Origin of the sequence: Actinomadura opuntiae, assembly GCF_030283205.1 — a bacterium.
Classification (GTDB): Bacteria; Actinomycetota; Actinomycetes; order Streptosporangiales; family Streptosporangiaceae; genus Spirillospora.
Map to the genome: position 1 here is coordinate 465,367 of NZ_JASNWF010000005.1, position 24,026 is coordinate 489,392.

Genomic DNA, 24,026 nt, shown 5'->3' on the forward strand with positions numbered 1-24,026 from the left:
AGCCTGACAGGGGGCCAGGTGTGGGCCACACTCGATGTCGGGAGGTGCCCGCGGCATGACCACCGAGAAGCGACGGGAGTTCGGCGCCTACCTCAGGCGCCTAAGAGGCAGCAGAAGCCAAAGTGCGCTCGCCGCCGAGCTGTGCGCCCTCATCGGCTCTGACACCCTCACCCGACACGAGGTATCCCGATGGGAGCGCGGCGAGCGCATCCCCGACGACTGGTTGCCACACCTCGCGCGCGTCCACAACGTCCCGCTCAACGTCCTGGAGCGCATGGCGGCCGAAGCCCGCGGCAAGACTCCGTGCGCGGCCGGTGCCCCGTTCGACCTCTCGCCGTTCTTCCCCGACACCGTCCCTCTCACCACGCGCCTGGCGAACGCCTGGCACGGCCGAGCCGTCGCCAACGCCGGAGGCAACCCCACGCTCGTCCTGGTCGGCGGCTATGCCGGATCCGGCAAGACCGAGTTCGCCCGCTTCCTCTCCGACCTGTCCGGATGGGCCTTCCTGGACAAGGACGCCCTCACCCGCCGTCTGGCCGAGCGCCTGCTCATCTCGTTGAACGGCGACCCGCACGATCGCCACACCGACCTCTACCGCGCCGAGGTCCGCCCCCACGAGTACCGGTGCATGATGAACGCCGCCTACGCCAACATCGACTGCGGCGTCTCGATCATCCTGGCGGCCCCGTTCATCGACGAACTCAACGACCCCTCATGGCTGCCGCGTCTCACCCACCGATGTCAGGCCAAGGGCGTCGACGTGACCGCGATCTGGGTGCACAGCGATGTCGACACCATGCACGAGTACATCGAGCTGCGAGACGCCGCCCGCGACGGGTGGAAGCTCGCCCATTGGGACGAGTACAGCGCCGGCCTCAACACCGAGGACCCGCCCGAGGCCGCACATCTCACCATCGACAACCGCCTAGGCGCAGCCGTAAGCCTCGCCGACCAAACCCGCCGAGCCCTAACCAAGCTCATCCCATAGCCGCAGGTCAGTCAGGCAGCGCCGCGCCGGATGAGAACTTTCTCTACGTCTTCAAGGGCGCCCGCTCCGCGGTCGCCGGCGGCCGCCCGCCCCGGCGCGCCGGGCGTGCGGCCTGTCCCGTCCGGTCCCGCCGCGCCGGGACGCCCGCCCGCTCACTATCGAAGCTGAACCAAATTCGCAAGCAAGTGAAGCTCATTCCCCTTACGCTCATACGGTGCGGGTTTACCAGAACGACCTTGACGATCTTGCTTGCCCGAGTTGCGGTGAGCGGGGCGGTATGACACCCGAGGCGGTTGCAGGCGAGTTCGACAGCGAGGGCCTGGTAATTGCCATCTGCGAAGCTTCCAACAGTGATCTTGCCTCGAAGAGAGCCCACTGCAGTCAACGAGTCGTTCTCTCCGGTTCGCCGGGGCACTTCCGAAGACTCTGGCCACCCGCCCGCAGCAGTGACGCGGACCCTGCGATACCAGCGCCGCTCGCGGCGAGTCTGGCCGAAGCTCGTCTATGCCATGACGTAGGAGCGCACACCGCCGCCAGCATCATGGTACGTCGCACGCTTGAGGGGCTCTGTGCGGATCGCGGCATCGGCGACGTCACCGGCAAGGGCGGACACAAGTCCCTACATGTCAAGTTGCATGATCTGCACACTGCGGGTGCGATCACAGCCGAGCTGCTCGACTGGGCCCTCCACCTCAAGGAGGTCGGAAACGATGCGGCTCACGACATCGCGGTATTCGCTACTCGTGAGGACGCCGAAGACGCGATCGCTTTGGCGGAAGACATGCTTCGTCACCTGTACGTCGCTCCTGCCCGCTACGCACGTGCCAAGGCACGGCGAGAGCGGGACCGGCAGATCAAGCAGATGCCGGAAGTCGATGTTCATTACACAGTCGACGTCCAGGAAGACGGGACAACCACTCTTGAGGCAAAGCGCCCGCAAGGAGTGGGCTTCCAACTGCCTCCCGAGGAAACCTTGGCGGTGATCTGGGGGAGCAGCTTCGAGATGTCCGAACTGCACCAGCAGCTTGAGAGGACGGTCACGGCGAAGCTCCTGGACAACTCGCTGAGGCTGGGCAAGTTCATCCAGGTAGATGCTCGTACCGGCGCGCCGGTCTCAAGCACATAGAGAGCTGAGCGCCGCTGAGTTCCATTCAAGATGTTGAGCGAGATCGAACCAGGGGGCTGCGCCGCCCCCTGGACCCCCGCGGGCCGGTGCACTCGTTCGCGCGAAACGGTCTGTCACACATTGCGCGCCGTTCGCGCGAACGAGCACCCCGGAGCGTCGTGCGTACGTGCGCGAGGGTGCCTGCTCAGGGGTGATGGACTCCTGCAGGCGGCATGGGTAGCGCGTAGGCCGGCGGTGCCGGCGGGGGTGCAGGTTGGGTTTTGGCGATGACGTGTTCGCAGATGATGCGGACGACGAGAAGCACAGCCAGGCCGGGGCCGACGACGATCGGCGCGACCAGCCACATGGCCCAGCCCATCCACGAGGCGAACGACCACACCCAGAGCAGGCCGAACAGCATCCCGAAGCCGATGACGACGAGGGCCAGGACGTAGAGCCATCGGACCAGGATCGGAGTCACGCGCCGTTCGAACTTCACATCGAGCAATGCGGCGATGAAGGAGTCACGGCGGGGAGGTTGGCGGGAAGGCGGGTCATAGCGGTACGTCACCATCCAAGATCACCGGACCAGTACCGCACGGGGTCAACTCGGCAGCCGAGCGGCGAGCGGCCATGCCAGCATGAGGCGAAGGTGACCGGGTCGGTGCAGGTCGGGGACCTGCCGCGTGCCGTTAGCGTGCCATTAAGGGCGGTGATCAGGGGTCAATCACGGTCACTTGCGGTACGTCCAAACGCCAGGTCAGCGGCTCCGACCGGCGTGATCGCAATGGTTCCCAAGCTGAAGGTACAGGTTCAGTCGTCTTCCTTGATCCTCGTACGGACGTACGTGATGAGGTGCTCCGGACACGTGGCAATCGACTCACCGTTGGGGTAGACGATCGTGAACTCCGCATCACGCCCGCAGACCTCGGCGCCTCCTTGGGCACACATGTGCATCCGGCTCTTCTCTGCCCTCGGTGTGTAGTGGGCGGCGCTCCACCTCTTGACTTCGAACCGTGCCATGGCGTGTCCCTCAGCAAGTTGGCCGCTTCGAGGCTCACGGTAGACCGCGTCGGCCGAAGAGCGTAGAACCTCGGGGAAGGTCGCCATGCCAAGCACCGGCCGAAGTTTGAGGATCGGTGAACGTAGCTGCAGGTCAGGAACGTTCCGCGGTCGGCCTGCAAATCCGTCGGCGTCACCTCATACAGTGAAGGCATGCCGAGTAGGCGTGACGGTACTGGGTCCTGGAGCCGTAGGCTCATCACGTTGTCTGAACTGCTAGTTCAGGCAGGTAATCAACGTGCAGCTCGCTTGTTGTCTCTGGTGCAGGACACCGACGAACCGGAATCAGACTTCTGGGAACAGCAGAAGGTCGTGTTGCGAGTGCGCCCGATCTTCATGGCGCTGTTCCGTCCCGCCGACCTCCAGGCCATCGCCACCCAGATGGACAAGATGATCTTTGGGGATTCACGCCACGAAGTCACTGTGGCCGCGATGCTGGCCGACCCATTCGCCAGGGCTGAGTTGGGCGGCACCGGAACCTTGACGATTCAGCTACGGGAGTCGATCGCTGACGCTCTACATCCGGTCAGGTCATATGACCTGCCAGAGGTGTGTCGGTCGTTCGGGCTGGCCGACGGCGATGGAGAAGAGGCGCACTACAGCAAGCGCGGATATGTTCGAAGCCGCATCTCGCACTATACACAGGACCAGCTGTGTGAACTCGGCACTCGAGTTGTTGAGAGCCACTACCTACCAGAACTCTGGGGACTATTGCAGGTGCTCGCTAGCCGAAGCTCTGGAGTCAAGAGTGCGTTCAAGAACCTGATCTTCGCAGCGGACGGGCCGAAGCCAGAGCTTGTTCTCGCTGACGCAGTAAGCAACACCATCGAGATCGTGGCCAATGCAAAGTTCTGCCTTGTGTATGACCGGCCCCTGGAAGACCACGGATTGAGCTGGGCAGACCTCGTCACCTGGTGGGCGGATACTCGAGTTTCTGCTGGAACGAACGACCGAGATGCCGCCAACGAACTGTACTACCGCCTCGCTCGCGCTCTCGATGTCAGCCGGACCGGATCAAACGAGCCGGGTCCGGAGACCCTAATGTTCCAGGTATACGCCAAGCTTCTTAAGGAGCATGGTTTTCAGCTTCCGGCGCTGGTGCCACAGGTGTACCTCCACTATGACCCCTACACGCGCGCACAGCGGAAGACGGAGGGCCCGCTAGCACGGCAACGTATGGACTTCCTGATGTTGCTCCGCGGACGTAGGCGAGTGGTCATCGAGATCGACGGCATCCAGCATTACGCGATCAAGAAGCAGGCCAGCCCGAAGCTGTATGCCGAGATGGTTGCCGAGGACAGAGAGCTGTACCTCGCCGGATATGAGGTGGTGCGTTTCGGTGGCGACGAGTTCCGCTCGGCAGATAGTGCACGGGCAACAGTCCGTGAGTTCTTCACGCGGCTGCTCAGCGTGCACGGCTATCTAGCCGAGTCGAAGTCCTGACCAACCGGGAGCCATGCGCACGAAAAGGCGCGACAGCGCCCAGACAGCCACAAGGACAGCCCTCCCGCCCTGACTGGGAGGCTGGCCCGTGAGACCAAGATGCATGAGCTGACTGCTGATCCGCGAACCTTGCTCATCTACCGCGCCTAGCGGCGCCGAGTTGGGCAGCATGGGCAGCACGTCCGGCGCTTGAAAGGCTGAGGTCAGCGGGCCGCTCAGTGACGGCAACCGTGACGGCAACGACGGCAACCAGCCGGCACCACGGGCGCACGTCGGGCACCACCTGACCTCGGTCGACGGGGTGGCCGCAGGGCGGTTGCTACTTCTGAAAAGCGGAAGGTCGGCGGTTCGACCCCGCCCCTGCCCACCTCACGTGACCAGCGAAAGCGCCCCGGAGCCCTACGGCCCGGGGCGTTGTTCTTGACGGCAACGTAGCCTCTGCGACAGCGGACGGTCATCATCCGTCAGCGCAACACCGGTGAGCCACAGCCCCGAAGCTGCAACCTCTCACACCGCTGAGAAGCCAGGATCTCGCGCCGGGGGCTCGCGCAACGTCGATTTCAGAACGTAATCTGAGTATGATGGCGGCATGAGCACTACCGCGGACGCAGTGACCTTTTCCGACTTGTCCCGTAACCCCAAGTCCGTAGCCGAGCGCGCCGCGCGCCTCGGCCGACTGCGTGTCACCCACCGCGACGCTCCCGATTTCTACCTCACGGCCGCCGACCGGGAAGAGCAGCGCGATGAGAGTCTGACGACCGCGTCACGGATCTTCCTGGCGCTCATGAAGCATGATCCGAGCGCTCGGGCATTGCTCCTTGCCATGCCCGACGTGTTCCCCTGGATCCGTCACCTGAGCACTGAAGAGGTCCGCGCCTTCACCGTGGAGCTGGTCGACGCCCTGTCCGACGCCGCCGAACTCGATCTCGACACGAATGCTCAAGAGGTCATCACCGGCTGGCGCGCCACGGCCCGGATCAAGGCAGATCGCACCCAGCACGAGGAAGCCCTTCGGCCGACCTCTGGCGACTTCGGTCCAGTTGAGGTAACGCCTTGAGCCCCAAGCGAGGCGATAGGGTCACCGTCCCGCCGCCAGACGACGAATGGGATGTCAGGTTCGGCACCAGCGAGGCGGTACGGGGTTGGGAAGAGCTATGCCGTCTCGCTCTGTCGAACACTCGCCGATGCCTGGAGGCCCTACGCGCTGAGCCGCGTTCCCGCGCCAACCACGAGCGCCAGCACCGACTCCGCGGAGATCTCGCAACGCACCGGCACAACGGTCGGGACCTCGAACAATGGGAGTACGAGGTCACAAGTGGCGGACGCGTCCGCTACGTGATCAACGATGACGACCGCACAGTCTGGATCGTTTACGCATCCCCACGCCATCCCAAGGACACCGACCGTTGACGGCAACGACGGCAACCAACCGGCACCGCGGGCGCACGTCGGGCACCGTCTGACCTTGGTCAACGGGGTGGCCGCAGGGTGTTTGCTACTCCTGAAAAGCGGAAGGTCGGCGGTTCGACCCCGCCCCTGCCCACCTCGCTGAACAGCACAAAGGCCCCGAGACGGTAGTCTCGGGGCCTACTTTTGTGACAGCAATGCGCCAGCGAACGGCCGTCCGTCTTGCGCCTCACGGTCAGCGCGATGCAACGGGCCAGATGGGAAGCTGCTCGGCTATAGGGCCTTCTGACAGCCTCATGGAGCATGATGCAGAACTCTTCGGATGGCGGTCACGCTGCAGCGGGCCCGATCACAGCTGGGCAGCCGTCGCGAACGCAGCCGAGCGACTCTGACGGCCGGCCTCGCCTGATTCCTAAGTTGGCCTCACGCTCGTGGTGGCCCGACCAGCCCAGGGGTGCAGCAGGTCGCCCAAGAAGGATGGGCGGCCTGCTGAGCCGCGAGGTGGCCGGCCCGTTGCCGTCCACCCGCGACGCCCCGCGGTGAAGTCCCGCGAGCGTCGACCGGTTGTCTAGCTGCCGGCGCGCTCGGTTGTCGCGAATCGCTGGGAGCGGCGGTTTCGTGCGGGACGGCGGTTACGCCCGGCTCCGCTGTCACGCCGTCCTTCGGAGGCCGGAGCGGAGATGGTGATGGGGATGCCGGAGGGCGGTCGGGCGCCGGTGATGCGGTTGAGTTCGGGATCACCGGACCGCACCCGCGCAGAGTGCGGCGTGATGCCGGCCGTCACCATCATCCGGTCCATCTCATGGCGCTGCCTGGGCAGCACCAGGGTGACGACGGTGCCGGACTCGCCCGCACGTGCAGTGCGGCCGCCTCGGTGCAGGTAGTCCTTGTGGTCGTTGGGCGGGTCGACGTTAACGACCAGATCCAGTCCATCGACGTGGATGCCGCGCGCGGCCACGTTCGTGGCGACCAGGACGGAGACGTCTCCGTTGCGGAACTGCTCCAGAGTACGGTTTCGCTGCGGCTGCGACTTGCCCCCGTGCAGTGCCGCAGCGCGTACGCCGCTGCTCAGGAGGTTGCGGGTCAGCCGGTCGGCGGCATGCTTCATGTCGACGAACATGATGACGCGGCCGTCGCGGGCGGCGATGTGCGTGGTGGCATCCTGCTTGTCCGCCTCCGTGACGTGCAGCAGGTGGTGCTCCATGGTGGTCACCGCTCCCGCCGACGGATCGACCGAGTGGACGACCGGGTCGGTGAGGAAGCGCCGGACCAGACGGTCGACATTGCGATCCAGCGTCGCGGAGAACAGCATCCGCTGACCGCCCGGGGCGACCTGGTCGAGCAACGCGGTGACCTGCGGCAGGAAACCCATGTCGGCCATTTGGTCCGCCTCGTCCAAGACGGTGGTGCGTACGTGCTCCAGGCTGCAGGCGCCCCGGTTGATCAGGTCCGCGAGCCGTCCCGGGGTGGCGACCAGGATCTCCGCGCCGCGATGGAGGGCGGCGGCCTGCCGGGAGATCGATACGCCGCCGACAACGGTGGCCGACCGAAGCTTGAGCGACTGGGCGTAGGGCATGAGGGCGTCGGTGACCTGCACGGCCAGTTCGCGAGTCGGGACGAGTACCAGGGCCAGCGGCTTACGCGGCTCGGCGCGCTGACCGGCGCTACGGGCGAGCATCGCCAGGCCGAAGGCGAGGGTCTTCCCCGAGCCGGTACGTCCACGGCCGAGGACATCGCGGCCGTTCAACGCGTCCGGAAGCGTCGAGGCCTGGATGGCGAACGGCTCCACCATCCCCTGTCGAGTCAATGTGGACAGCAGGGCCGCCGGCATTTCCAACTCGGCGAACGACGCGGCCGGGGGCAGCGGCGGCGTGGAACTGACGGGAAGCGCGAAGTCGTTCTGCCGCCGGACGGCCGGTTGACGCGAGGCCCTGGTAGGCGAGTGAGAGAAGCGACGTTGAGACGGACGGGTGCCATGGGTCATGTGCAGGCCTTCCTTGAAGTGGCACGTTTCGAGGAAGACTCCGCAGCCCGTGGCCGGAGCGATCGCAAGAACGAACCTAAGTGAGCCGCGAAGCAACGCCGAAGCCGAAAAGGGCCTCGCGTGATACCGCGGAAGGCGGCTGAAGGACGGGCTCTGGACTGAGCGGTGTGCAGCCGAGAACCCGCAGCCAAGTACCTGGGGGAGCCGTATGGCGGAACGCCTTAGAAGGGCTACACCCCTGAAGGGTCAGACGCGGGCATCGACAGGAAGATCATTTCCTGCCGGCAGGCGGGGTGCCGGGCTCAGGTGTGGGCCCGGCACCGCACTGTTCGGTTCTCAGGCGGGAACGATGTTCTCCGCTTGCAGGCCCTTCTGGCCCTGCGTGATGTCGAACTGGACCTTCTGGCCCTCCTGGAGCTCGCGAAAGCCCTGAGCCGCGATGTTGGAGTAGTGCGCGAAGACGTCGCTGCCGCCGCCGTCCTGCTCGATGAAGCCGAAGCCCTTTTCCGCGTTGAACCACTTCACGGTGCCGTTGGTCATATTCGTCCTTCCGAAAGGCAATTACGAAGCCCACCCTCTGCGAGCCACGCGTCGCCGTAATGACCCCATCCGGACGAACGAACTACCGGGGAAACAAAAAATGCGCCTGAGGTGAGTACCAGCAGGCGCACATAAGCTCATGGGAACCACAACTGCAACTACCGCCACGTTACCACCGGTGGGTGGATCAGGCAACATGCCGGGCAGCGTCCGGCCGACGTGCTCCACTGGCTCGCCGTCCGATCGGACGATGAGCGCATACCGGACGTCGCTGGCGGGACATCAAGGCCGAAGCACGCCGCCGCAACCCCGAACTGGTCGACCCCGAACGCCAAGACCGGGCACGCGCCGCCCGGGACAGGACACCCGGCAGCACCCGCGCCGGATGAAAACCTTCTTTACGTCTTCAAGGGCGCCCGCTCCGCGGTCGCCGGCCGGTCGGGCCGGGCCGGGCATGCGGCCTCTCTGGGCCGACCCACCCCGGCCGCCCGTCCCCCCTGAAGCAATTGCACACTTCGAGAGTCCGGGGCGCTTCGTCACGCTGACCACTTAACGCCCAACAAAGAAGCGCGGGGACCGGCCGGGACGGCCGGATCCCCGCGGGTGGGACGAAGGGGCGGGGGAGGTTACCGGCTCACTCGGGTTTCGGTGCCTGCCAGCACGTTGCCGGGGTCGGTGGCGACCAGGACGAACGACGCCCCGGAGGGGGCGGCGTACACGTTGAAGTTCGCCGAGCTGTCGCCCAGGTGGAACGACGCCTTCCCGCTGCAGTCGCTCTTGATGTTGTAGGAGAGCGTGATCGGGGTGTGGTCGTTCACCAGTGCGTCCTTCACCACGAAGGTGGCGATGCCGGTGCCGCCGCCCTTGCCGTCGAAGTAGTCGAGGCCGCCTGTGGCGATCGGAATGCTCTCGCCGCTCGAGGGCACCGACGTGCCGTTGGCGCCGAAGGTGTAGTGCCCCTTCAGCGTGGCGTTGCTGCACCGGATCGTCGACTTGCTGGGCGCGGCGGCGTCGGCGCTGGTGGGGCCGGTGAACGCGAGGGTACCCGCGATGGCCAGGGCGCTGGCCGAGGCGAGGACGGCGATGCTCTTGCGCGGGCCGATCCTGGAGATGAGTGATCGGGACATGGGTCGCTCCTCTTCTGGACGTTCGGGGGCGTGAAGGGCTCAGGCGCACTGGTGCCAGGGGAAATGGTGACATTGTTCACGAACCGATGCTTCTCCTTCTTTGCGGTCCTGGCGGTTTATTTCGGCGGCGATAGTCTGCGGGTTGTGGAAGCGTCCCGGCTGCCCCCTGGCGGGCGCTCCGCTCGTACGGGGCTAGACCAAAGTCGACGGCAGACGTGGACCAACGCCCGCTGGCCTGCCGCGGGCGCTCCGACAAGGTGGAGACATGAACCGGACACCACACGACCGAACCGCCACGGAGCCACTCGCCCGCGCCTCTTACATCGGCTCCACGACCGACGAGCTGGCCCGCAAAAGGCGCGGCGACCGGATCGCGGCCGGCGTGGACCAGAAGACGCTCTTCCCGAGACGCGGAGAGGTCACGCTGCGCTCCGATCACCTCGTGCTCGAAGGCTGGCACGATGGTGGAGATCTCGTACTGCGGCGCGCGGACATCACGTCCATCGCGAACGAATTCACCGAACTCTACGGGCGCTTTCTGGGCGGCCTCCTCAATGCGGGTAAGCCCCTCATTCTCGGGACCACGGTCGTCGGTGAGATCTATCTCATGGTCGACCATAAGTCGTTCCTGGAGACCACCAGCAACCGCAAGTGGGCGAAGCTTCTGAATACATGGCTGCATTCCGCCGGCTGATCCGCCGCTGGCGGCGGTGGCTGCGGATGGTGTCGAATGAGGCCATGACCGCATCCGCTCCGTGGCCGCTGCTGCCCGGTGCGCTGCGAGCGGAAACCGACCCCGCACCCGAATCCGGCGCGGGCTCACGGCGCTCCGCACGCGACATCGCCGTCGACGCCGGCGCTGTTGCCATCGCTCTGCTGGTGGGTGGCCTGGCTTCGTGGCCGCGTATCGCCGCAGGTCCCGGCGGGTTTTGGGCGGCCGCTCTGGCCGTCGGCGGTGGCTGCTGTCTCGTCCTGCCGTTGAGACGGCGGTTCCCTGTGACGGTGGCAGCCGTAGCGGGCGCCGTCTCCGCCGTATCACCGGCGGCGGGCGGGGCGGCGTTCATCGGCCTGTTCTCCGTGGCGGTTCACCGGCGGATGCGGGACGCCGGCTGGATCGCCGCCCTCGGTGTGGCCACCGGCCTGGTCAGCTCGTGGGCGACGCCCGTACACCACGTGCCGTACATGGCCAGCGTCGTGATCGCCGTGTTGGGCACCGCGGCAGCCCTCGGCTGGGGACGGCTGGTGCGAGCCCGAAGGCAGCTGCTGGTCTCCTTCGCCGAACGCGCCCGGCGCGCCGAGGCCGACCTGCAGGCGCAGATCAAAGAGGCGCGGCGGCTGGAGCGGACCCGGCTGGCGCGCGAGATGCACGACGTGCTCGCCCACCGCATCTCGCTGATCAGCCTGCACGCCGGTGCGCTGGAGTTCAGGCCCGACGCCTCCACGGAGGAGATCGCCCGTGCGGCCGGAGTCATCCGCAGCGGCACGCATCAGATGTCGGACGACCTCCGCGAGATCATCGGCCTGCTGCGGGAAGACTCCGGCGACGATGCGCGGACGGTCCGGGCGGCGCTCGCGGGACTGCCGGAGATGGCCGAGGAGTTCCGCAGGACGGGCACGGAGATCACGCTGATCACGGATGCGGGCGACCTGGCGACGGTGCCGGTGATGACCGCCCGTACCGCCTACCGGATCGTCCAAGAGGGGCTGACCAACGCTGCCAAACACGCGCTGGGAACTCCCGTCACCGTGATCGTGCGGGGGGCGGCGGGTGACGGGCTCGCCGTCGAGGTCCGTCAGCCGCTGTCACCGAAGCGACAGGAGGCCGCGACCGTTCCGCCCGGCTCCGGCGTCGGGCTGGTCGGCCTCGCCGAACGGGCCCTGCTGGCAGGCGGCACCCTGGACCACGGACCCACCGCCGACGCGTCGGACGGCGGGGAGTATCTCTTGCGGGCCTGGCTACCCTGGGAAGCGTGACGGACACGGTGCACACCGCCGAAACGGCCGCTCCGACCGAGGACGCACCGCCTCTGCGGGTACTGCTCGTCGACGACGAGTGGCTGGTCCGCGCCGGACTGCGGACCATGCTCACGGGCGCGGAGGGCATCGAGGTCGTCGGGGAGGCAGCGGACGGGACCTCCGTACGGGAGCAGGCGCGGGAGACCGGCGCGGACGTGATCCTCATGGACATCCGCATGCCCCGCACCGACGGGCTGACCGCGACCCGGGAGGTCCGTGCCGGGGACGACCCGCCCGAAGTCATCGTCCTGACAACCTTCGACCAGGACGAACTCGTCCTGAACGCCCTGCGCGCAGGCGCCGCGGGCTTCCTGCTGAAGACCACGCCTCCAGGCCGGATCGTAGAAGCGATCAGGAGCGTGGCCGCGGGCGAACCGGCCTTCTCCCCACGAATCGTGCGTACGCTCGTCGACCACGTCACCGACGACCGACACCAGCGACGCGTCGCCGCCCGGCGCCGACTCGACCAACTCACCGACACCGAGCGCCAGATGGCCGACGCCGTCGCGCTGGGGCTGTCCAACGCGCAGATCGCGGAGCGGCTGGTGGTCAGCGTCGCCACCGTCAAGTCCTATGTCTCACGCCTGTTGACCAAGCTCGATCTGAACAATCGCGTCCAGATCGCCCTCCTCGTCCACGACGCCGAATGAGACCGCGTTCGTTCCGGGGCGGTCGATCCTGGTCTTTGTTGGTTGTGGCTTCGCTGGGTGGCGTGCGGTCAGTGGGTTCGTAGTTTCTTGACGACGGTGATGGCCTGGTCTAGGAGATCGCTGGGGCATCCCCAGTAGTCGTAGATGCCGCCGCGGGTGCGGTTGCTGCCGCAGACGACGAATACGCCGGTCCCCAGTTCGGCCTTGAGGTGGGTGGCCAGCCAGCCGACGAAACCGCTGTTGTCTGCTGCGTCGGGGAAGTGGAAGGAGAAGATTCCGAAGCGTTCGATGCCGTCGCCCTGCTGGGTGAGCGGGACGAGGCGGCTCCAACTTTCCTGGTCCCGGACGACCGCGAGCGTCTCGGCGGTGAGCGCGGGCGGCTGGTCGGCCGGAGACTCCTCGAAACACCAGACGCCGTCGTGCACGACGAGTTCGGCCTGAGCGATCACACGGCGTAGCCGGTGTTCCGTCTGTTCCGCAGTCTCCATGCTCACACTGACCACCAGCGAAACTCCTTGATCTGTGAAGCCGTGATCCCGCCCGGGATCTTCGCGCGATCGTGTCCCCCATCGGAACGCCTGTTCCTCTCGGGGGCAACGCCATCGTCGTCTCGCCTATTTCCGAATCCGGCCTTCCTCGGTTCCGACCGCCGGCGGCCTGTTTGTCATCGCTCTTGGTGGCGGTGGCGCGGGTCGGACCAACCGAGTCGGTGGGCCGTTAGCGTTCGCGGTCCGCCGTCCGGAGCGCGGCCGGTCTATTCTGGCGCGAGTAGCCAAGCAGCCATTGGAGGCCAGATGCCGGCCAGCCTGAAGCGGAGGTCATTACGGCGACGCTTAATGAATTCCACCGTCAGGTTGCTGCTCGGCGGGTGTAGGTGAGGAATAGGGTGCCGTTTTTGCCTCGGTCCAGGGTGTTCAGGCTCCACTGTTGGAGAGGGGCGTCCTCGAAGATGCGGTTTCCGTGGCCGACCACTGCGGGGGCCACGACGAGGCGGAGTTCGTCGATGAGGGCGGCTTGCAGCAGTGTGCGGGCCAGGGTGATGCTTCCGTGGACGCCGATGTCGCGGCCGGGGCGCTGTTTCAGGGCGGTCACGTAGTCGTTCACCGGGGTGGTGACCGGGGTGCTGTTCGCCCATTCCCGGGTGAGGTCGGTGGACGTGATGACGTGCTTGCGGGTGCCGTTGATGAAGCTCGCGAAGGGTTCGAAGTCCGACTTCGGCCAGTAGCCGGCCCAGTCGTCGTAGGTTCCGCGACCCAGGAGGACGTCGTCCTGGGATTCGATGACGCTGCCGAGGTAGGGGATCAGCTGCGGGCCGTCGTCGGCGAGCCAGTCGCCGTTCTCGTGGGCGACGCCGTCGAGGGACATCAGGTGGTAGAGCACGACCTTGCGCATTTGCTGTCTCCTGGTCAGTCGCGGTTCTGGGCCGGGGTGTACACGTGCTCGACGGAGCCGTCCGGGAAGGTGCGGGAGCCGGTGAGCTGGAGGGGGGTAGCGGCGGTCTTGGGCGGGGTAAGGCGGAGGCCGTCGCCGAGCAGGATCGGCATGACGACCACGCCGAGCTCGTCCAACGCGTCGATGTCGCGGAAGGCCTGGATGGTCTGCTGGCCGCCGACCAGGTGCACGTCGCCGGTGAAGTCGGCGTCGCGCATGAGGCGGAGCAGCTCGGCCGGGTCGGCGGCGGACACGACGCCGTCGGGCGTCCCGTCCGGGAGGGGCTGGCTGGTCAGCACGAACACCCGCAGGTTCGGCCACGGCCAGTGCGGCGAGCCGACCGCCGGCGCGAAGGTGTTGCGGCCCATGAGGACGGCGCCGCAGTCGGCGATGAACTCCGGGTGGCCGTGCGAGAGGCCGGACTCGAAGTCGGGTGCGGTCAGGATGGTGGGGAGGCCGTCCGGGGAGGCGATGAAACCGTCGACGCTGACGGCGATGTGAGTGCGGATTCGCATGGTGGGTTCCTTTCGGTGGGTGCCCCTCCAGGGTGTCCGGAACGAGCGGCGCGCACATTGGGCCGATGCCTTAGGCGGGCCGTCGGGACCTGTTTAGATTCCGGGCGCGGGCAATACCCTGTGGGCCATGGCGAGCCGGTCGGTGAGCCCGGTGCTGGTGGGCCGGGAGCGGGAACGCGCGGCGCTGCTGGCCGCGCATCGCGATGCGGCGCGGGAGGCGACCGTGGTGCTCGTCGGCGGCGAGGCCGGCATGGGCAAGACCAGGCTGGTGCGGGAGTTCGCGTCCGGGCTCGGCGCGTCCGCGCGGACGGTGACGGGCGTGTGCACCGATCTGGGCACCGACGGGCCGCCGTTCGGCGCGTTCGTCACGGCCCTGCGCCGGCTGGTGCGGGCGGTGGGCGTCGCGGGGGTGGCGGGGCTGCTTCCGGGTGGCGGCCGGCGCGGGCTGGCGCGGCTGTTACCGGAGCTGGGCGAGGACGACGGTGATCCGGACCGGGACCTCGGACGCGCCCGGCTCTTCGAAGAGGCCCTGCTGTTGCTGGAAGGGGCCGCGGCCGACCGGCCGCTGGTCGTGGCGCTGGAGGATCTGCACTGGGCCGACCGGTCCACCGGCGAGCTCCTGTCCTTCCTGGCGCAGAACCTCAGCGGGCCCGATCTCCTTCTGGTCGGGACGTACCGGCCCGACGAGATCATCGCGACGCATCCGCTGCACGCGCTGGTCACCCGCGGCGAGAACGTGCGCCGGATCGCGCTGACCGGGCTGGACCGGGACGCGGTGGCGCAGCAGGTCGCCGCGCTGCTCGGGCACGGACCCGACGAGCCGCGGGTGGACCGGATCTTCCGCCGCAGCGAGGGGAACCCGCTCTTCGTCGAGGCGCTGGTGGCCGCCGGTGACGCGCCCGACCGGTCGCTGCGCGAGCTGCTGCTGACCGACGTCGAGCGCCTGCCCGAGCCCAGTCGGCGGGTCGTGCACGCGGCCGCGGTCGCCGCCAGCCCCGTGGCGCACGGCCTGCTGGCCGCGCTCGTCGGGATGGACGACCTGGAGTTCGAGGATGCGCTCCGGCCGCTCGTCCGCCGCAGGCTCCTGGAGGTGGTCGACGGCGGGTACGCGTTCCGCCGCGACCTGATCCGCGAGGCCGTCCACGACGAGCTGCTGCCCGGTGAACGCGCACGGCTGCACCGGCGCTGCGCGGAGGCGATCAGCGCCGACCGGCGGCTGGTCCCCGCCGATCGCGCGCCCGTCGAGATCGCCGTGCACTGGTACGCGGCGGGCGAGGACGCCCGTGCCGCCGAGGCGGCGTGGCAGGCGGCCGGATCGGCGCGCCGCGCGTACGCCCACGCCGAGTGCCACCGCATGCTCGACCGCGTCCTCCGCCTCTGGGACCGGCTGCCGGACCTGCCGGACCGGATCGGCGCCGACCGGCTCACCGTCATGGAGATGACCGCCGAAGCCTGCCTGAACGCCGGTGAGCTGGACGCGGGGATCGCCGTGGCGACCGCCGCGCTCGGCGAGTCCCCGGACCCCGAGCGCGCCGCCGCGCTGCTGGAGACGCGGGCGGCGATGCGCGACCGCAACGGCCAGGACCCGCTGCCCGATCTGATGGAGGCCGCCCGGTCGCTGCCGGCCGTCCCGGCCACGGCCGTGCGCGGACGGGTGCTGGCCGAGCTGGCCACCTCGCAGCGCAACCAGCGGCGGCTCGCGCCGGCCCGGGCGTCGGCCGAGGAGGCGCTGGACATCGGACGCCGGACGCGCGACCGCGTCGTCCAGGCGAAGGCCCTCGTCACGCTCGCCGCGCTGGCCGCCGCGGACGCGGACCTGGCGACGGCGACCGACCTGTTCGAGCAGGCCGGCGCGGCGGCCCGCGACGCGGGTGCGGACGACACCCGGCTGCTCGTGGCGGTCACCGAGTCGGACGCCCTGGAGGCCGCCGGTGAGCACGCCCGGGCGGCGCAGGTCGCGCGGCAGGGCATGGCCCTCGCCGACGGCCTCGGGCTGGCCCGCACCCGCGGCACGCTGCTGGCGCCGAACCTGTCCGAGGCCCTGCTCTCGCTGGGCGACTGGTCCGCGGCGAGCGAGGTCAACCGGGACGCGCTGAGGCTGGCACCGCCGCCGCTCTACCGGGCGTACCTGCGGATCATCCAGGCGACCGTCGACCTCAGGCGGGGGGACGTCGACGAGGCGGAAAGGGCGGCCGAGCAGGCCAGGGCCGCCCTGCGCGGCAACACCCGCGGCGAGGAGTCGTGCCTGGAGCCCGATCTGCTGGACTGCCGGCTGGCGCAGGTCAGGCAGGACGCCGGCGCCGTGGCCGCGATCATCGGCCACGTCCTCAGTGATCATGATCTGCTGGTCAGCCCCCGCTACGGCTGGCTCCTGCTGCTGACCGCCGCACAGGGCCTGAGCGGCCACCGGCAGGCCGAGGGCCTGGTCGAGCGGCTGGTCGCCTGGAGCAGGAAGCTCACGGTCACCGGCAGGCTCCAGCAGGCGTGCAAGCTGGCGTTCGACGCCGAGACGGGTCGGGAAGGCATCGACGCGTGGGCTCGCGCGATAGCGGCGTGGCGCGATCTGGAACAGCCGTATGCCCTGGCTGAGACCTTGTTCCGCGCCACTCGTGCCGCGTTGTCCGCCCAGGACAGGGAACAGGCGACGCTCCTCTTGACGGAAGCCGCGTCGATCGCTGCCGACCTGGGGGCGGGCCCGCTCCGTACCGAGATCGAGAAGCTGGCCAAGCGGTCCCGTATGCCCCTCGACGCGTCCGGCCCGCCCGCGCGGGAGGAGGCTCCTGCCGGGCTCACCAAGCGTGAACTCGAAGTGCTGGAGCTCCTGACGGCCGGTCTGAGCAACCGGCAGATCGGCGAGCACCTGTTCATCTCCGCCAAGACCGCCGGTGTCCACGTCTCGAACATCCTGGCCAAGCTCACGGTGTCGACCCGCCTGGAGGCCGCCGCGTGGGCCCATCAAACACGCCTGTTCGACCGGAGCTGAGAACCGACCAGGTAGTTCGTTGACGAATTATTCGTCGGCGAATTATATTGCGAACCGTGCCTCGCCCGCTGCGTTGCCGTGCCGGGCGGGCATCGCCGACGGATCTCTTGATGGGAGAGGCCTCATGCCCGAAACCACGAGCCCGCGCGAGGTCTTTCTGAAGCTGGTGCACGGCGTCTGCGAGGAACGCTGGGAAGAGGTGCTCGCGCTCTACGCCGAGCAGACCCACGTGGAGCACCCTTTCCACCCGCTCGCGGCTCCCCCGCTGCGATCTCTCGAGGAATTGCGCGCGCACTTCGGCGGCAACGCCCCGCCCGGCGCCTCTATGGGGCACACGCTGCGCCGGCGGCCGACCGGCATCACCGTCCACGAGACAGCAGATCCCGAGGTCATCGTGGCGGAATTCCGGTACGAAGGGACCGTGGTGGAGACCGGCGAACCGTTCACGATTCCGGGCATCTTCGTCATGCGGGTCCGCGACGGGAAGATCGTCGAATCCCGCGATTACCTGGACCACCTGCGGTCCGCCCAGGCCCGGGGCCGGCTCGGTGAGGTCCTCGATGCCGTCAGGCGGCATCAGGCGCTTGCCGGGTGAGGCCGGAACGCCATTCCCCGCTGGAGGTCAGACGTCGGCTTCGAGGGCGAAGGTGTTGCCGTCCGGGTCCTGGAACCAGGCAATCCGTCCGCCACCGGCCCGTGTGGTGATCCCCTTGGCGTCGTGTTCGTACTGGTCGTAGCGGACGAACTCGACGCCGGACGAGGTGAGCTCGTCAACGATCTGATCGATGTCGTCCACGTACCACACCGCCAGCGTCGCCGGGGTCTTTCCGGCGGTGGCCGACTGGTACACGTTCAGCGCCGGCCCACCACCGGACCCATAGAGGCGGCTACCGTCGGTGACGTGGGCGCTGGGGCCGGACCACAGCGCCTGCAGGCCCAGCTTGCCTTCGTAGAACGCGACCGCCTGCCGTATGTCGGACACGGCGACCGAGGTCCTGAGTTCATGCGCGCTCAAGGGCATGAACCACTCTCTCACACGCTCACGTGGGAAGGCCGAGCCGCCAGTTGTTGCTGCGCATGAGGATGCCGCTGCCGGCGGGATATTCGAAGTCGCAGGCGCCGAGAAGGGTGAAGCCGAGGCGGCGGCAGAGAGCGTTGGAGGGCCCGTTGTCGACCGAGGGAAAAGCATGCAGGCCGCGGGGCGCGCCGGGGTCGCGCGCCACGATCTCGCCAACGATCGCGATCAGAGCTAAACCCGCTCGCGCGGCAACGCCGCGGCCTTGGTACGGCGGCAGAACGCTCCATCCGGCTTCGTAAATCTGCTCGCCCTGCCAGTCCCGCCGCTGGTAGGCGATGCTGCCGACCATCTCGTCGCCGTGCAGGATGGCGAACATGCAGCCGCTGCCGGTTTCCGGCATCGCGAGATAGCGCCTGTGGCGTACGAGCAGCTTCTCCTCTGGCTCGGGGCCGCCGAGGTGATGGCGCATCTGGGGCGTGTTGAGCTGTCGGAGCAGATCGAGCGCGGACTCCGACCAGGGTTGGAGACGAACGTCCATGACAGGACAGCTTGGCAGGTTCAGGCTTCGTCGGACACCTTGTTTTACCCTTCCTCTGGTCGCGCCGGCCAGAGGTCGATGTCGGGGATTTCCAGGGTCGTTATTGAGTTTTCCGGGTGGGTTAGTTCGAGCAGGCCGTTGCGGGTATGGGTGTCGGGGGCTCGGGTGTAGTTGTGGGTGGCGTCGGTTATCCATACGTGGGTTGTGGTGGTGTTCTCGGTCAGGTTTCTTAGGTTGTAGGTGACGGTTTGTCCGCGGCCGTTGTTGACGGTTACCAGGGTTAGGCGGCGGGTCTTTGGGTCGTGGGCGGCGACGGTCTTCGTGTGGCCGGAGTCGAGGATTCGTGCCGCCGGCCTGATGTGGCGGGTGTAGTGGGCGAGGACGTAGTACTTGGTGTTGACGCCGCCGACCTGGCCCTTGAGCGTGCCCGGGGCTCCGCCGGTCGGGTTCGGGGTCTGGTCGTCGTAGACGCCGTCCAGCAGGCCCCAGTCGAGCGCTTCCACCGGCTGCCAGCAGACCCATGCGCGGGGCCGGAGATGGCGGAGGTCGCGGCTGATGCTCAGCGCCATCGACATTCCGTCGGGCTCGCCGTCGGAATACTCCGACTGCCACACCGGCGTCTCGCCGACGGCCTTGCGGAGTCGGGTGCGGCTGCGGCCGTTATCGTCGCGTTCGTAGGCGTGTACGTTGACGCGGTCGATGAGTTGCCTGGTGGATTCGCCGAGCTTTTGCCAGGTGTCCGCCGCGTCGGTGTAGTGACATTCGTCGGACGCGGCGATCAGCACGTCGGCGAGGCCGTATTCGTCCAGCGCGCGGCGCAGGTATTCGATGACCGCCTCCTGTGCCCCGAGGGTGAAGTGGCAGCCCTCCTGGTTCTGGCGCGCGTGCCAGGCGTTCAGCGACGGCTCGTTGAACGGCTCGACGGACGCGAACCGGATTCCCCATTCGTCGCGGGCACGTCTGGCGACCGCGGCGATGAAGCGGGCGAATTCCTCCTGGTACTGGAATTCCAAGTTGTCCTGGGTACCCTGCTCGGCGCCGGAGGGATTTCCGTTGACCGTCATCCACCACGGCGGTGACACCGAGAACATCTCGAAGGTGTCGGCGCCCGCGTCGCGGGCCTTCGACAGCATGGTGCGCTGGTGGGCGTCTGCGCACCAGTTCCAGAGGGCACCGTCACAGAACGTCTCAATCTGCTTGCGGCGGACGATGGCGGGCGATTCGACCATCGCGGATCCGGGCGTCCAGGTGCAGGCGCCCAGGTTGTAGCGCACGATGTTCAGGCCCAAGCCGGGAAGCCCGGTGGTTGCGACCTCGACCGTGTCCAGGCCGAACAGGGCGGCGGCCAGGTCGTCCCGCTCGCCGAGTTCGGTGTTCGCCCACCAGGACAGGCAGGTGCCCCAGCCGTCCCAGGTGTACGCGTCTCGCGGGTCGATGACCCGTTCGTCGGACATGTCCACGCCCCCGCTCGTCCGTCCACCCGAGGATGTGTTCGGACGCGCGGGCGCCATCCGGCGCTTTTCAGATCTTTGCTCGATCCTTCCCCGGGAGTTCCGGTTCCGGGTCGCCCAGGACGGCGCGTCCCGCCGCGCGGTGCTCGGCGGCCGCGGCCGGGTCCGTCGCGTCGAGCACCGCGGCGATCCCCTCGTGGGCGAGGGCCTCCTGGTAGCGGTAGCCGACCTGCGGGGCCAGTTCGAGGGCCTGCCGGTGCAGCCGCAGGGCCTCGCCGGGCAGGCCCGCCAGCCGGCACGTCTCACCGAAGCCATTGAGGAAGTGGATCTTCCAGTGCTCCTCGAACAGCTCGTCGAGCAGCGCGAACGCCTGGCGGTGGGCGGCCAGCGCCTCGTCGTAGCGGCCCATGCGGCGCAGCGCGACGCCGAGGCAGTTGAGGCACCACGCCTCGTTGTGCTTGTGCCCGTCCTCGCGGGCCAGGGCCAGCGCGCGGTGCAGGTGCTCCGCGGCCTCGTCGGGCCGCTCGTCCGCGATGGCCACGCCGAGGGTGATCCGGGCGGTCATCGTGGGTGGCCAGGCGGGGTCGGCGTGCGGGACGTCCAGTGCCTCCCGGGCCAGCCGCGCCGCCTCGTCGCGGTGTCCGAGCTGCAGCATCGCCCAGGCCTCGTAGGCGGTCGCATGGGCCGCGCCCATGGGACAGCCGGCGGCCGCGTACAGCCGTCCGGCCGCACGGAAGAGTTCGAGCGGCTCCTCGACGTGCCCCTCGTCCCACATCAGGTAGCCGCGGCGCAGCGTCAGCTCGGCCTCCGACCGGGTGTGCCCCAGCTCGGCGACGAGCGGCGCCGCCGCCTCGTACTCGGCGCCGGCCTCCGCCATCCGGCCCGCGTTGTACCGCGCGAAGCCGAGGTCGCTGTGCGCCTCGGCCAGCCGCGCCGGGTCGTCGAGGCGCCGCGCGGCGGCCAGCGAGCGCTCGAACAGGACGTTGAGGTGCGTCGTCCCGCAGCGCCGCGCGAAGAAGGCCCGCATGAACCGCGGCAGCTCGCACACGTGCGCGTCGGCTCCGGCGGCGACGGCCGTCTCGAAGACGGCCATCAGGTTGGTGTACTCGGTCGCGAACCAGGACAGGGCCGCGTGCTTGCCGGTGAACGGCGGCGACTCGACCGGCGCCCGGCCCGCGGTGACCTCCCGGCCGGGCGGCAGGTACGACAGCGCGGCGTCGGCGGAGGCCGCCGCGTGCACGTAATAGTCGAGGACGCGGCGCAGCGCCCGGTCCCGGTCCGCCTGCGAGTCCTGCTCGATGGCGGCCCGGCGCGCGTGCTGGTGCACCAGGTCGTGCAGCCGGTAGCGGCCGGCCGCGGGCTGCTGGACGAGGTGCGCGTCGAGCAGGTCCTCCAGCATCGTCCGGGCGGTCCGGAGCGGGACGTCCGCCAGCGCCGCCGCCACGTACTCGTCGAACGTCGCGCCGGGCAGCAGGCCCAGCAGCCGGAAGAAGCGGCGCCGGGGCCGGTCGAGCTGCCGGACGGACATGCCGAGCGCGGTGTCGAACTCGCTCGCGCCCTCGGCCAGCCGCTCGACGAGGATGCCGACGGTCCAGCCCGGCCGGTGCCGCAGCCGGGCCGCGGCCAGCCGCAGGGCGAGCGGCAGCCGGCCGCACAGCCGCAGCACCTCGGCCGCCGCCTCCGGTTCGCGGGCCAGCCGGCCGTCGGGGCCGCCGGGCTCGCCGCTGGCGCGGGCCAGCAGCTCCGCGCTCTCCTGCGGAGACAGCACGTCCAGCGACACCGGCGGCACCTCGTCCAGGCCGAGCAGCCGGTTGCGGCTGGTGATCAGGGCGACGGACGGACCCGCCCCGGGCAGCAGCGGGCGGACCTGGTCGGCGCCCGCCGCGTTGTCCAAGACCACAACGGCACGCCGGCTCGCCAGCTCCGACCGCCAATAGGCGGCCAGCGGCTCGATGCCGCCCTCCTGCGGGATCTTCTCCGACGGCACGTCGAGGGCGGCGAGCAGCGCCCGCAGCGCGGAGTCGGGGTCGAGCGGCTGCCGCCCTTCGGTGAATCCGTGCAGGTCAAGGTAGAGCTGGGCATCCGGGTGGTCGGCGGCGAGCCGGTACGCGGCGTGCACCGCCAGGCAGGTCTTGCCGACGCCCGCCATGCCGTCGACGGCCACCACGCGGCTTCCGGCCACGGCGTCGAGGACGGCGGCGAGCTCGGCCTCGCGTCCGGTGAAGTCGGGGACGTCGCGCGGCAGGTCGTTGCGGGGCGGGCGCGGGGCCCCGGCGGGCGGCGACGGCGGCTGCACCCGGCGGCTGGTCTTCGGCGGCGCCGGCAGCGGGTTCGAGGCCCGCTCCCACAGCGGACGCAGCGGACGGGGGTCGCGCTTGACGAGCCGGCACAGCGCGACCACCGCGGGCCAGGGCGGCGCGGTCCGGCCGCTGAGGTAGCGCGACAGGGACGAGGAGCTGAGGCCCGCGTCCCGCGCGAGCGCGCGGACGCCGCGTCCCGACAGCTCCTGGAGCATGCGCAGCCGCGCGGCCAGTTCCTCCTGCGGGTCGGCCGCCTCCGTCCGCCGGTGCGCTTCCACCGTTCCCCGCCTCCTGTCCCGTCCCGGGAGAAACTTCTCAGCCCGGTTCGCCCTGGTCAAGGCCGTTTCGGTGTCCCACGGTGTCCCAGCGCCCTCGTCGCGGCGGGCCCGTCCGGCTGTCATGGAGACACGCCCCGAGGGAACGGGCGGCGACGCGAAGAGGAGACCACCGAGATGCAGTCCCGTATGCAGAACCCCGCCGTCATTCTGTCCGACGCGATGAAGCCCATCCAGCAGATCTTCAAGGCGGCGCACTCCGCCGGGGTGGACGACCAGACGCTGGAGCTGGTGCATCTGCGGATCAGCCAGATCAACGGGTGCAGCGCCTGCGTCGACGCCGGAGCCAAGACGGCCCGCAAGTCCGGCGTGGACGACGACCGGCTGGCCGCAGTCGCCGCGTGGCGGGAGGCCCCGTACTTCTCCGAGGAGGAGCGGGCGGCGCTCGCGCTGGCCGAGGCCGCGACGCGGCTGGCGGACCGCCCGGACGCGGTGGGCGACGAGATCTGGGACACCGCCGCGACCTACTACGACGAGAAGCAGCTGGCCGCACTCGTCCTGATGATCGGGGTCACCAACCTGTTCAACCGGCTGAACGCGACGACCCGGCAGATCGCCGGCGCCTGGGGGTGAGGGCTCCCGGCCCACGGCGTCGTCCCAGGTGGAACGGGTGACCAGACCGGTCAGGAATCGAGAAGCGCCGCTTACCGGGCCGCGCATAGCGTCGTCGTCATGGCCGGGCTCGGCGTCCGGCAGGCAAACGCGAACACAGGAGAGGGATCATGACTTCCACGCAGGGGATCAAGACCGTGCTGCACCCGGTGTCCGACCTGGAGGCCGCCAAGCCGGTGTACGCGGCCCTGCTCGGCGTCCAGCCGGAGGCCGACTCGTCCTACTACGTCGGTTTCGAGGCCGAGGGCCAGCACATCGGGCTGGTGCCGGGCGGCGGTCCGCAGGGCATGACCACGCCGGTGGCCTACTGGCACGTGGCGGACATCGAGGCGAAGCTGGCCGAGGTGACGGCCGCGGGCGCGAAGGTGCAGGAGGCCGCGCACGACGTCGGCGGCGGGCGCCTGGTCGCCACGTTCACCGACCCCGACGGCAACGTCCTCGGGCTCGTCCAGGACCGGTGACCCGCCGCGCCCCGGCCGGCCCGCGGCACGGCCGGGGCTCCGGCGGACCGGACATACTGT

23 protein-coding genes are annotated in these 24,026 nt (G+C 68.9%); 11 read left to right on the top strand and 12 right to left on the bottom strand.

Features of this window, described 5'->3' with window-relative positions; genetic code table 11:
- The first annotated feature begins 55 nt into the window (after positions 1-55).
- Complete coding sequence (locus QP089_RS13620; protein ID WP_285911922.1) at positions 56-988, top strand: AAA family ATPase; 933 nt, start codon at positions 56-58, stop codon at positions 986-988.
- A gap of 214 nt (positions 989-1,202) precedes the next feature.
- Positions 1,203-2,114 carry a DUF4145 domain-containing protein gene (locus QP089_RS13625; RefSeq protein WP_285911923.1) on the top strand — a complete coding sequence of 304 codons (912 nt, stop codon included), beginning with the start codon at positions 1,203-1,205 and terminating at the stop codon, positions 2,112-2,114.
- Between the two features lie 184 nt (positions 2,115-2,298).
- Here the strand turns inward: QP089_RS13625 and QP089_RS13630 are convergent, their stop codons facing one another.
- Both QP089_RS13630 and QP089_RS13635 read right to left on the bottom strand, forming a co-directional pair.
- A complete protein-coding gene (locus tag QP089_RS13630; RefSeq protein ID WP_285911924.1) occupies positions 2,299-2,667 on the bottom strand; it encodes a DUF4282 domain-containing protein in 369 nt (122 codons plus the stop codon).
- Positions 2,668-2,906: 239 nt separating this feature from the next.
- Positions 2,907-3,203, bottom strand: coding sequence for a hypothetical protein (locus QP089_RS13635; RefSeq protein WP_285911925.1), 297 nt, complete (start codon positions 3,201-3,203; stop codon positions 2,907-2,909).
- Between the two features lie 156 nt (positions 3,204-3,359).
- Here QP089_RS13635 and QP089_RS13640 point away from each other — a divergent pair, with 156 nt between their 5' ends.
- On the top strand, positions 3,360-4,598 hold the full coding sequence (locus tag QP089_RS13640; protein WP_285911926.1) for a putative endonuclease domain-containing protein: 1,239 nt from the start codon (positions 3,360-3,362) through the stop codon (positions 4,596-4,598).
- A 589-nt stretch (positions 4,599-5,187) separates the two neighbouring features.
- Positions 5,188-5,655 (top strand): hypothetical protein, encoded by a 468-nt coding sequence (locus QP089_RS13645; protein ID WP_285911927.1) that lies wholly within the window; start codon positions 5,188-5,190, stop codon positions 5,653-5,655.
- A gap of 918 nt (positions 5,656-6,573) precedes the next feature.
- On the opposite strand, the gene QP089_RS13650 is transcribed toward QP089_RS13645, so the two are convergent.
- The 3 genes from QP089_RS13650 to QP089_RS13660 all read right to left on the bottom strand — a co-directional run bounded on the left by QP089_RS13650 (position 6,574) and on the right by QP089_RS13660 (position 9,656).
- The gene (locus QP089_RS13650; RefSeq protein WP_285911928.1) at positions 6,574-7,989 is read right to left on the bottom strand and encodes a DEAD/DEAH box helicase; all 1,416 of its coding nucleotides are present in this window, start codon (positions 7,987-7,989) and stop codon (positions 6,574-6,576) included.
- Between the two features lie 336 nt (positions 7,990-8,325).
- Positions 8,326-8,529 (bottom strand): cold-shock protein, encoded by a 204-nt coding sequence (locus tag QP089_RS13655; protein ID WP_285911929.1) that lies wholly within the window; start codon positions 8,527-8,529, stop codon positions 8,326-8,328.
- 626 nt (positions 8,530-9,155) lie between these two features.
- Positions 9,156-9,656, bottom strand: a complete 501-nt coding sequence (locus QP089_RS13660) for a hypothetical protein (RefSeq protein ID WP_285911930.1) — start codon at positions 9,654-9,656, stop codon at positions 9,156-9,158.
- A 265-nt stretch (positions 9,657-9,921) separates the two neighbouring features.
- Between QP089_RS13660 and QP089_RS13665 the strand changes: the two genes are divergently transcribed.
- From QP089_RS13665 to QP089_RS13675, 3 genes are read left to right on the top strand one after another with little or no spacing between them, the layout of a single operon-like run.
- A complete protein-coding gene (locus QP089_RS13665; protein ID WP_285911931.1) occupies positions 9,922-10,350 on the top strand; it encodes a hypothetical protein in 429 nt (142 codons plus the stop codon).
- Entirely contained in the window at positions 10,308-11,630 is a 1,323-nt protein-coding gene (locus QP089_RS13670) for a sensor histidine kinase (RefSeq protein ID WP_285911932.1), read from the top strand. Before QP089_RS13665 ends, QP089_RS13670 begins: the two co-directional genes overlap by 43 nt.
- Complete coding sequence (locus QP089_RS13675) at positions 11,627-12,322, top strand: response regulator (RefSeq protein WP_285911933.1); 696 nt, start codon at positions 11,627-11,629, stop codon at positions 12,320-12,322. The genes QP089_RS13670 and QP089_RS13675 overlap by 4 nt, the downstream gene beginning before the upstream one ends.
- A gap of 68 nt (positions 12,323-12,390) precedes the next feature.
- Here the strand turns inward: QP089_RS13675 and QP089_RS13680 are convergent, their stop codons facing one another.
- The 3 genes from QP089_RS13680 to QP089_RS13690 form a co-directional block, all read right to left on the bottom strand.
- Positions 12,391-12,825 carry a DUF6196 family protein gene (locus QP089_RS13680; protein WP_285911934.1) on the bottom strand — a complete coding sequence of 145 codons (435 nt, stop codon included), beginning with the start codon at positions 12,823-12,825 and terminating at the stop codon, positions 12,391-12,393.
- A gap of 346 nt (positions 12,826-13,171) precedes the next feature.
- Entirely contained in the window at positions 13,172-13,714 is a 543-nt protein-coding gene (locus tag QP089_RS13685) for a dihydrofolate reductase family protein (protein WP_285911935.1), read from the bottom strand.
- A gap of 14 nt (positions 13,715-13,728) precedes the next feature.
- Positions 13,729-14,268, bottom strand: coding sequence for a dihydrofolate reductase family protein (locus QP089_RS13690; protein ID WP_285911936.1), 540 nt, complete (start codon positions 14,266-14,268; stop codon positions 13,729-13,731).
- A gap of 127 nt (positions 14,269-14,395) precedes the next feature.
- On the opposite strand from QP089_RS13690, the gene QP089_RS13695 reads away from it, so the two are divergent.
- Both QP089_RS13695 and QP089_RS13700 read left to right on the top strand, forming a co-directional pair.
- Complete coding sequence (locus QP089_RS13695) at positions 14,396-17,251, top strand: helix-turn-helix transcriptional regulator (protein WP_285911937.1); 2,856 nt, start codon at positions 14,396-14,398, stop codon at positions 17,249-17,251.
- 124 nt (positions 17,252-17,375) lie between these two features.
- A complete protein-coding gene (locus tag QP089_RS13700) occupies positions 17,376-17,846 on the top strand; it encodes a nuclear transport factor 2 family protein (RefSeq protein ID WP_285911938.1) in 471 nt (156 codons plus the stop codon).
- A gap of 27 nt (positions 17,847-17,873) precedes the next feature.
- On the opposite strand, the gene QP089_RS13705 is transcribed toward QP089_RS13700, so the two are convergent.
- From QP089_RS13705 to QP089_RS13720, 4 genes are all read right to left on the bottom strand, one after another.
- Positions 17,874-18,272, bottom strand: coding sequence for a VOC family protein (locus tag QP089_RS13705; protein WP_285911939.1), 399 nt, complete (start codon positions 18,270-18,272; stop codon positions 17,874-17,876).
- Between the two features lie 19 nt (positions 18,273-18,291).
- Positions 18,292-18,807: a GNAT family N-acetyltransferase gene (locus QP089_RS13710; RefSeq protein ID WP_285911940.1), complete on the bottom strand. Its 516-nt coding sequence runs from the start codon at positions 18,805-18,807 to the stop codon at positions 18,292-18,294.
- 44 nt (positions 18,808-18,851) lie between these two features.
- The gene (locus tag QP089_RS13715; RefSeq protein WP_285911992.1) at positions 18,852-20,261 is read right to left on the bottom strand and encodes a glycoside hydrolase; all 1,410 of its coding nucleotides are present in this window, start codon (positions 20,259-20,261) and stop codon (positions 18,852-18,854) included.
- Between the two features lie 67 nt (positions 20,262-20,328).
- Positions 20,329-22,836, bottom strand: coding sequence for a tetratricopeptide repeat protein (locus QP089_RS13720; RefSeq protein ID WP_285911941.1), 2,508 nt, complete (start codon positions 22,834-22,836; stop codon positions 20,329-20,331).
- A 174-nt stretch (positions 22,837-23,010) separates the two neighbouring features.
- Between QP089_RS13720 and QP089_RS13725 the strand changes: the two genes are divergently transcribed.
- Both QP089_RS13725 and QP089_RS13730 read left to right on the top strand, forming a co-directional pair.
- Positions 23,011-23,466 carry a carboxymuconolactone decarboxylase family protein gene (locus QP089_RS13725; RefSeq protein WP_285911942.1) on the top strand — a complete coding sequence of 152 codons (456 nt, stop codon included), beginning with the start codon at positions 23,011-23,013 and terminating at the stop codon, positions 23,464-23,466.
- A gap of 149 nt (positions 23,467-23,615) precedes the next feature.
- Positions 23,616-23,966, top strand: a complete 351-nt coding sequence (locus QP089_RS13730; RefSeq protein ID WP_285911943.1) for a VOC family protein — start codon at positions 23,616-23,618, stop codon at positions 23,964-23,966.
- Positions 23,967-24,026 lie beyond the last annotated feature (60 nt).

What these genes read in the sequence shown, in the direction of transcription:
- QP089_RS13650 (WP_285911928.1), bottom strand. Translation starts at nt 7,989, where the DNA reads ATGACCCATGGCACCCGTCCGTCTCAACGTCGCTTCTCTCACTCGCCT.
- QP089_RS13655 (WP_285911929.1), bottom strand. Translation starts at nt 8,529, where the DNA reads ATGACCAACGGCACCGTGAAGTGGTTCAACGCGGAAAAGGGCTTCGGC.
- QP089_RS13685 (WP_285911935.1), bottom strand. Translation starts at nt 13,714, where the DNA reads ATGCGCAAGGTCGTGCTCTACCACCTGATGTCCCTCGACGGCGTCGCC.
- QP089_RS13660 (WP_285911930.1), bottom strand. Translation starts at nt 9,656, where the DNA reads ATGTCCCGATCACTCATCTCCAGGATCGGCCCGCGCAAGAGCATCGCC.
- QP089_RS13710 (WP_285911940.1), bottom strand. Translation starts at nt 18,807, where the DNA reads ATGGACGTTCGTCTCCAACCCTGGTCGGAGTCCGCGCTCGATCTGCTC.
- QP089_RS13695 (WP_285911937.1), top strand. Translation starts at nt 14,396, where the DNA reads ATGGCGAGCCGGTCGGTGAGCCCGGTGCTGGTGGGCCGGGAGCGGGAA.
- QP089_RS13665 (WP_285911931.1), top strand. Translation starts at nt 9,922, where the DNA reads ATGAACCGGACACCACACGACCGAACCGCCACGGAGCCACTCGCCCGC.
- QP089_RS13700 (WP_285911938.1), top strand. Translation starts at nt 17,376, where the DNA reads ATGCCCGAAACCACGAGCCCGCGCGAGGTCTTTCTGAAGCTGGTGCAC.
- QP089_RS13690 (WP_285911936.1), bottom strand. Translation starts at nt 14,268, where the DNA reads ATGCGAATCCGCACTCACATCGCCGTCAGCGTCGACGGTTTCATCGCC.
- QP089_RS13705 (WP_285911939.1), bottom strand. Translation starts at nt 18,272, where the DNA reads ATGCCCTTGAGCGCGCATGAACTCAGGACCTCGGTCGCCGTGTCCGAC.
- QP089_RS13645 (WP_285911927.1), top strand. Translation starts at nt 5,188, where the DNA reads ATGAGCACTACCGCGGACGCAGTGACCTTTTCCGACTTGTCCCGTAAC.
- QP089_RS13630 (WP_285911924.1), bottom strand. Translation starts at nt 2,667, where the DNA reads ATGGTGACGTACCGCTATGACCCGCCTTCCCGCCAACCTCCCCGCCGT.
- QP089_RS13730 (WP_285911943.1), top strand. Translation starts at nt 23,616, where the DNA reads ATGACTTCCACGCAGGGGATCAAGACCGTGCTGCACCCGGTGTCCGAC.
- QP089_RS13620 (WP_285911922.1), top strand. Translation starts at nt 56, where the DNA reads ATGACCACCGAGAAGCGACGGGAGTTCGGCGCCTACCTCAGGCGCCTA.
- QP089_RS13725 (WP_285911942.1), top strand. Translation starts at nt 23,011, where the DNA reads ATGCAGTCCCGTATGCAGAACCCCGCCGTCATTCTGTCCGACGCGATG.
- QP089_RS13715 (WP_285911992.1), bottom strand. Translation starts at nt 20,261, where the DNA reads ATGTCCGACGAACGGGTCATCGACCCGCGAGACGCGTACACCTGGGAC.
- QP089_RS13635 (WP_285911925.1), bottom strand. Translation starts at nt 3,203, where the DNA reads ATGGCGACCTTCCCCGAGGTTCTACGCTCTTCGGCCGACGCGGTCTAC.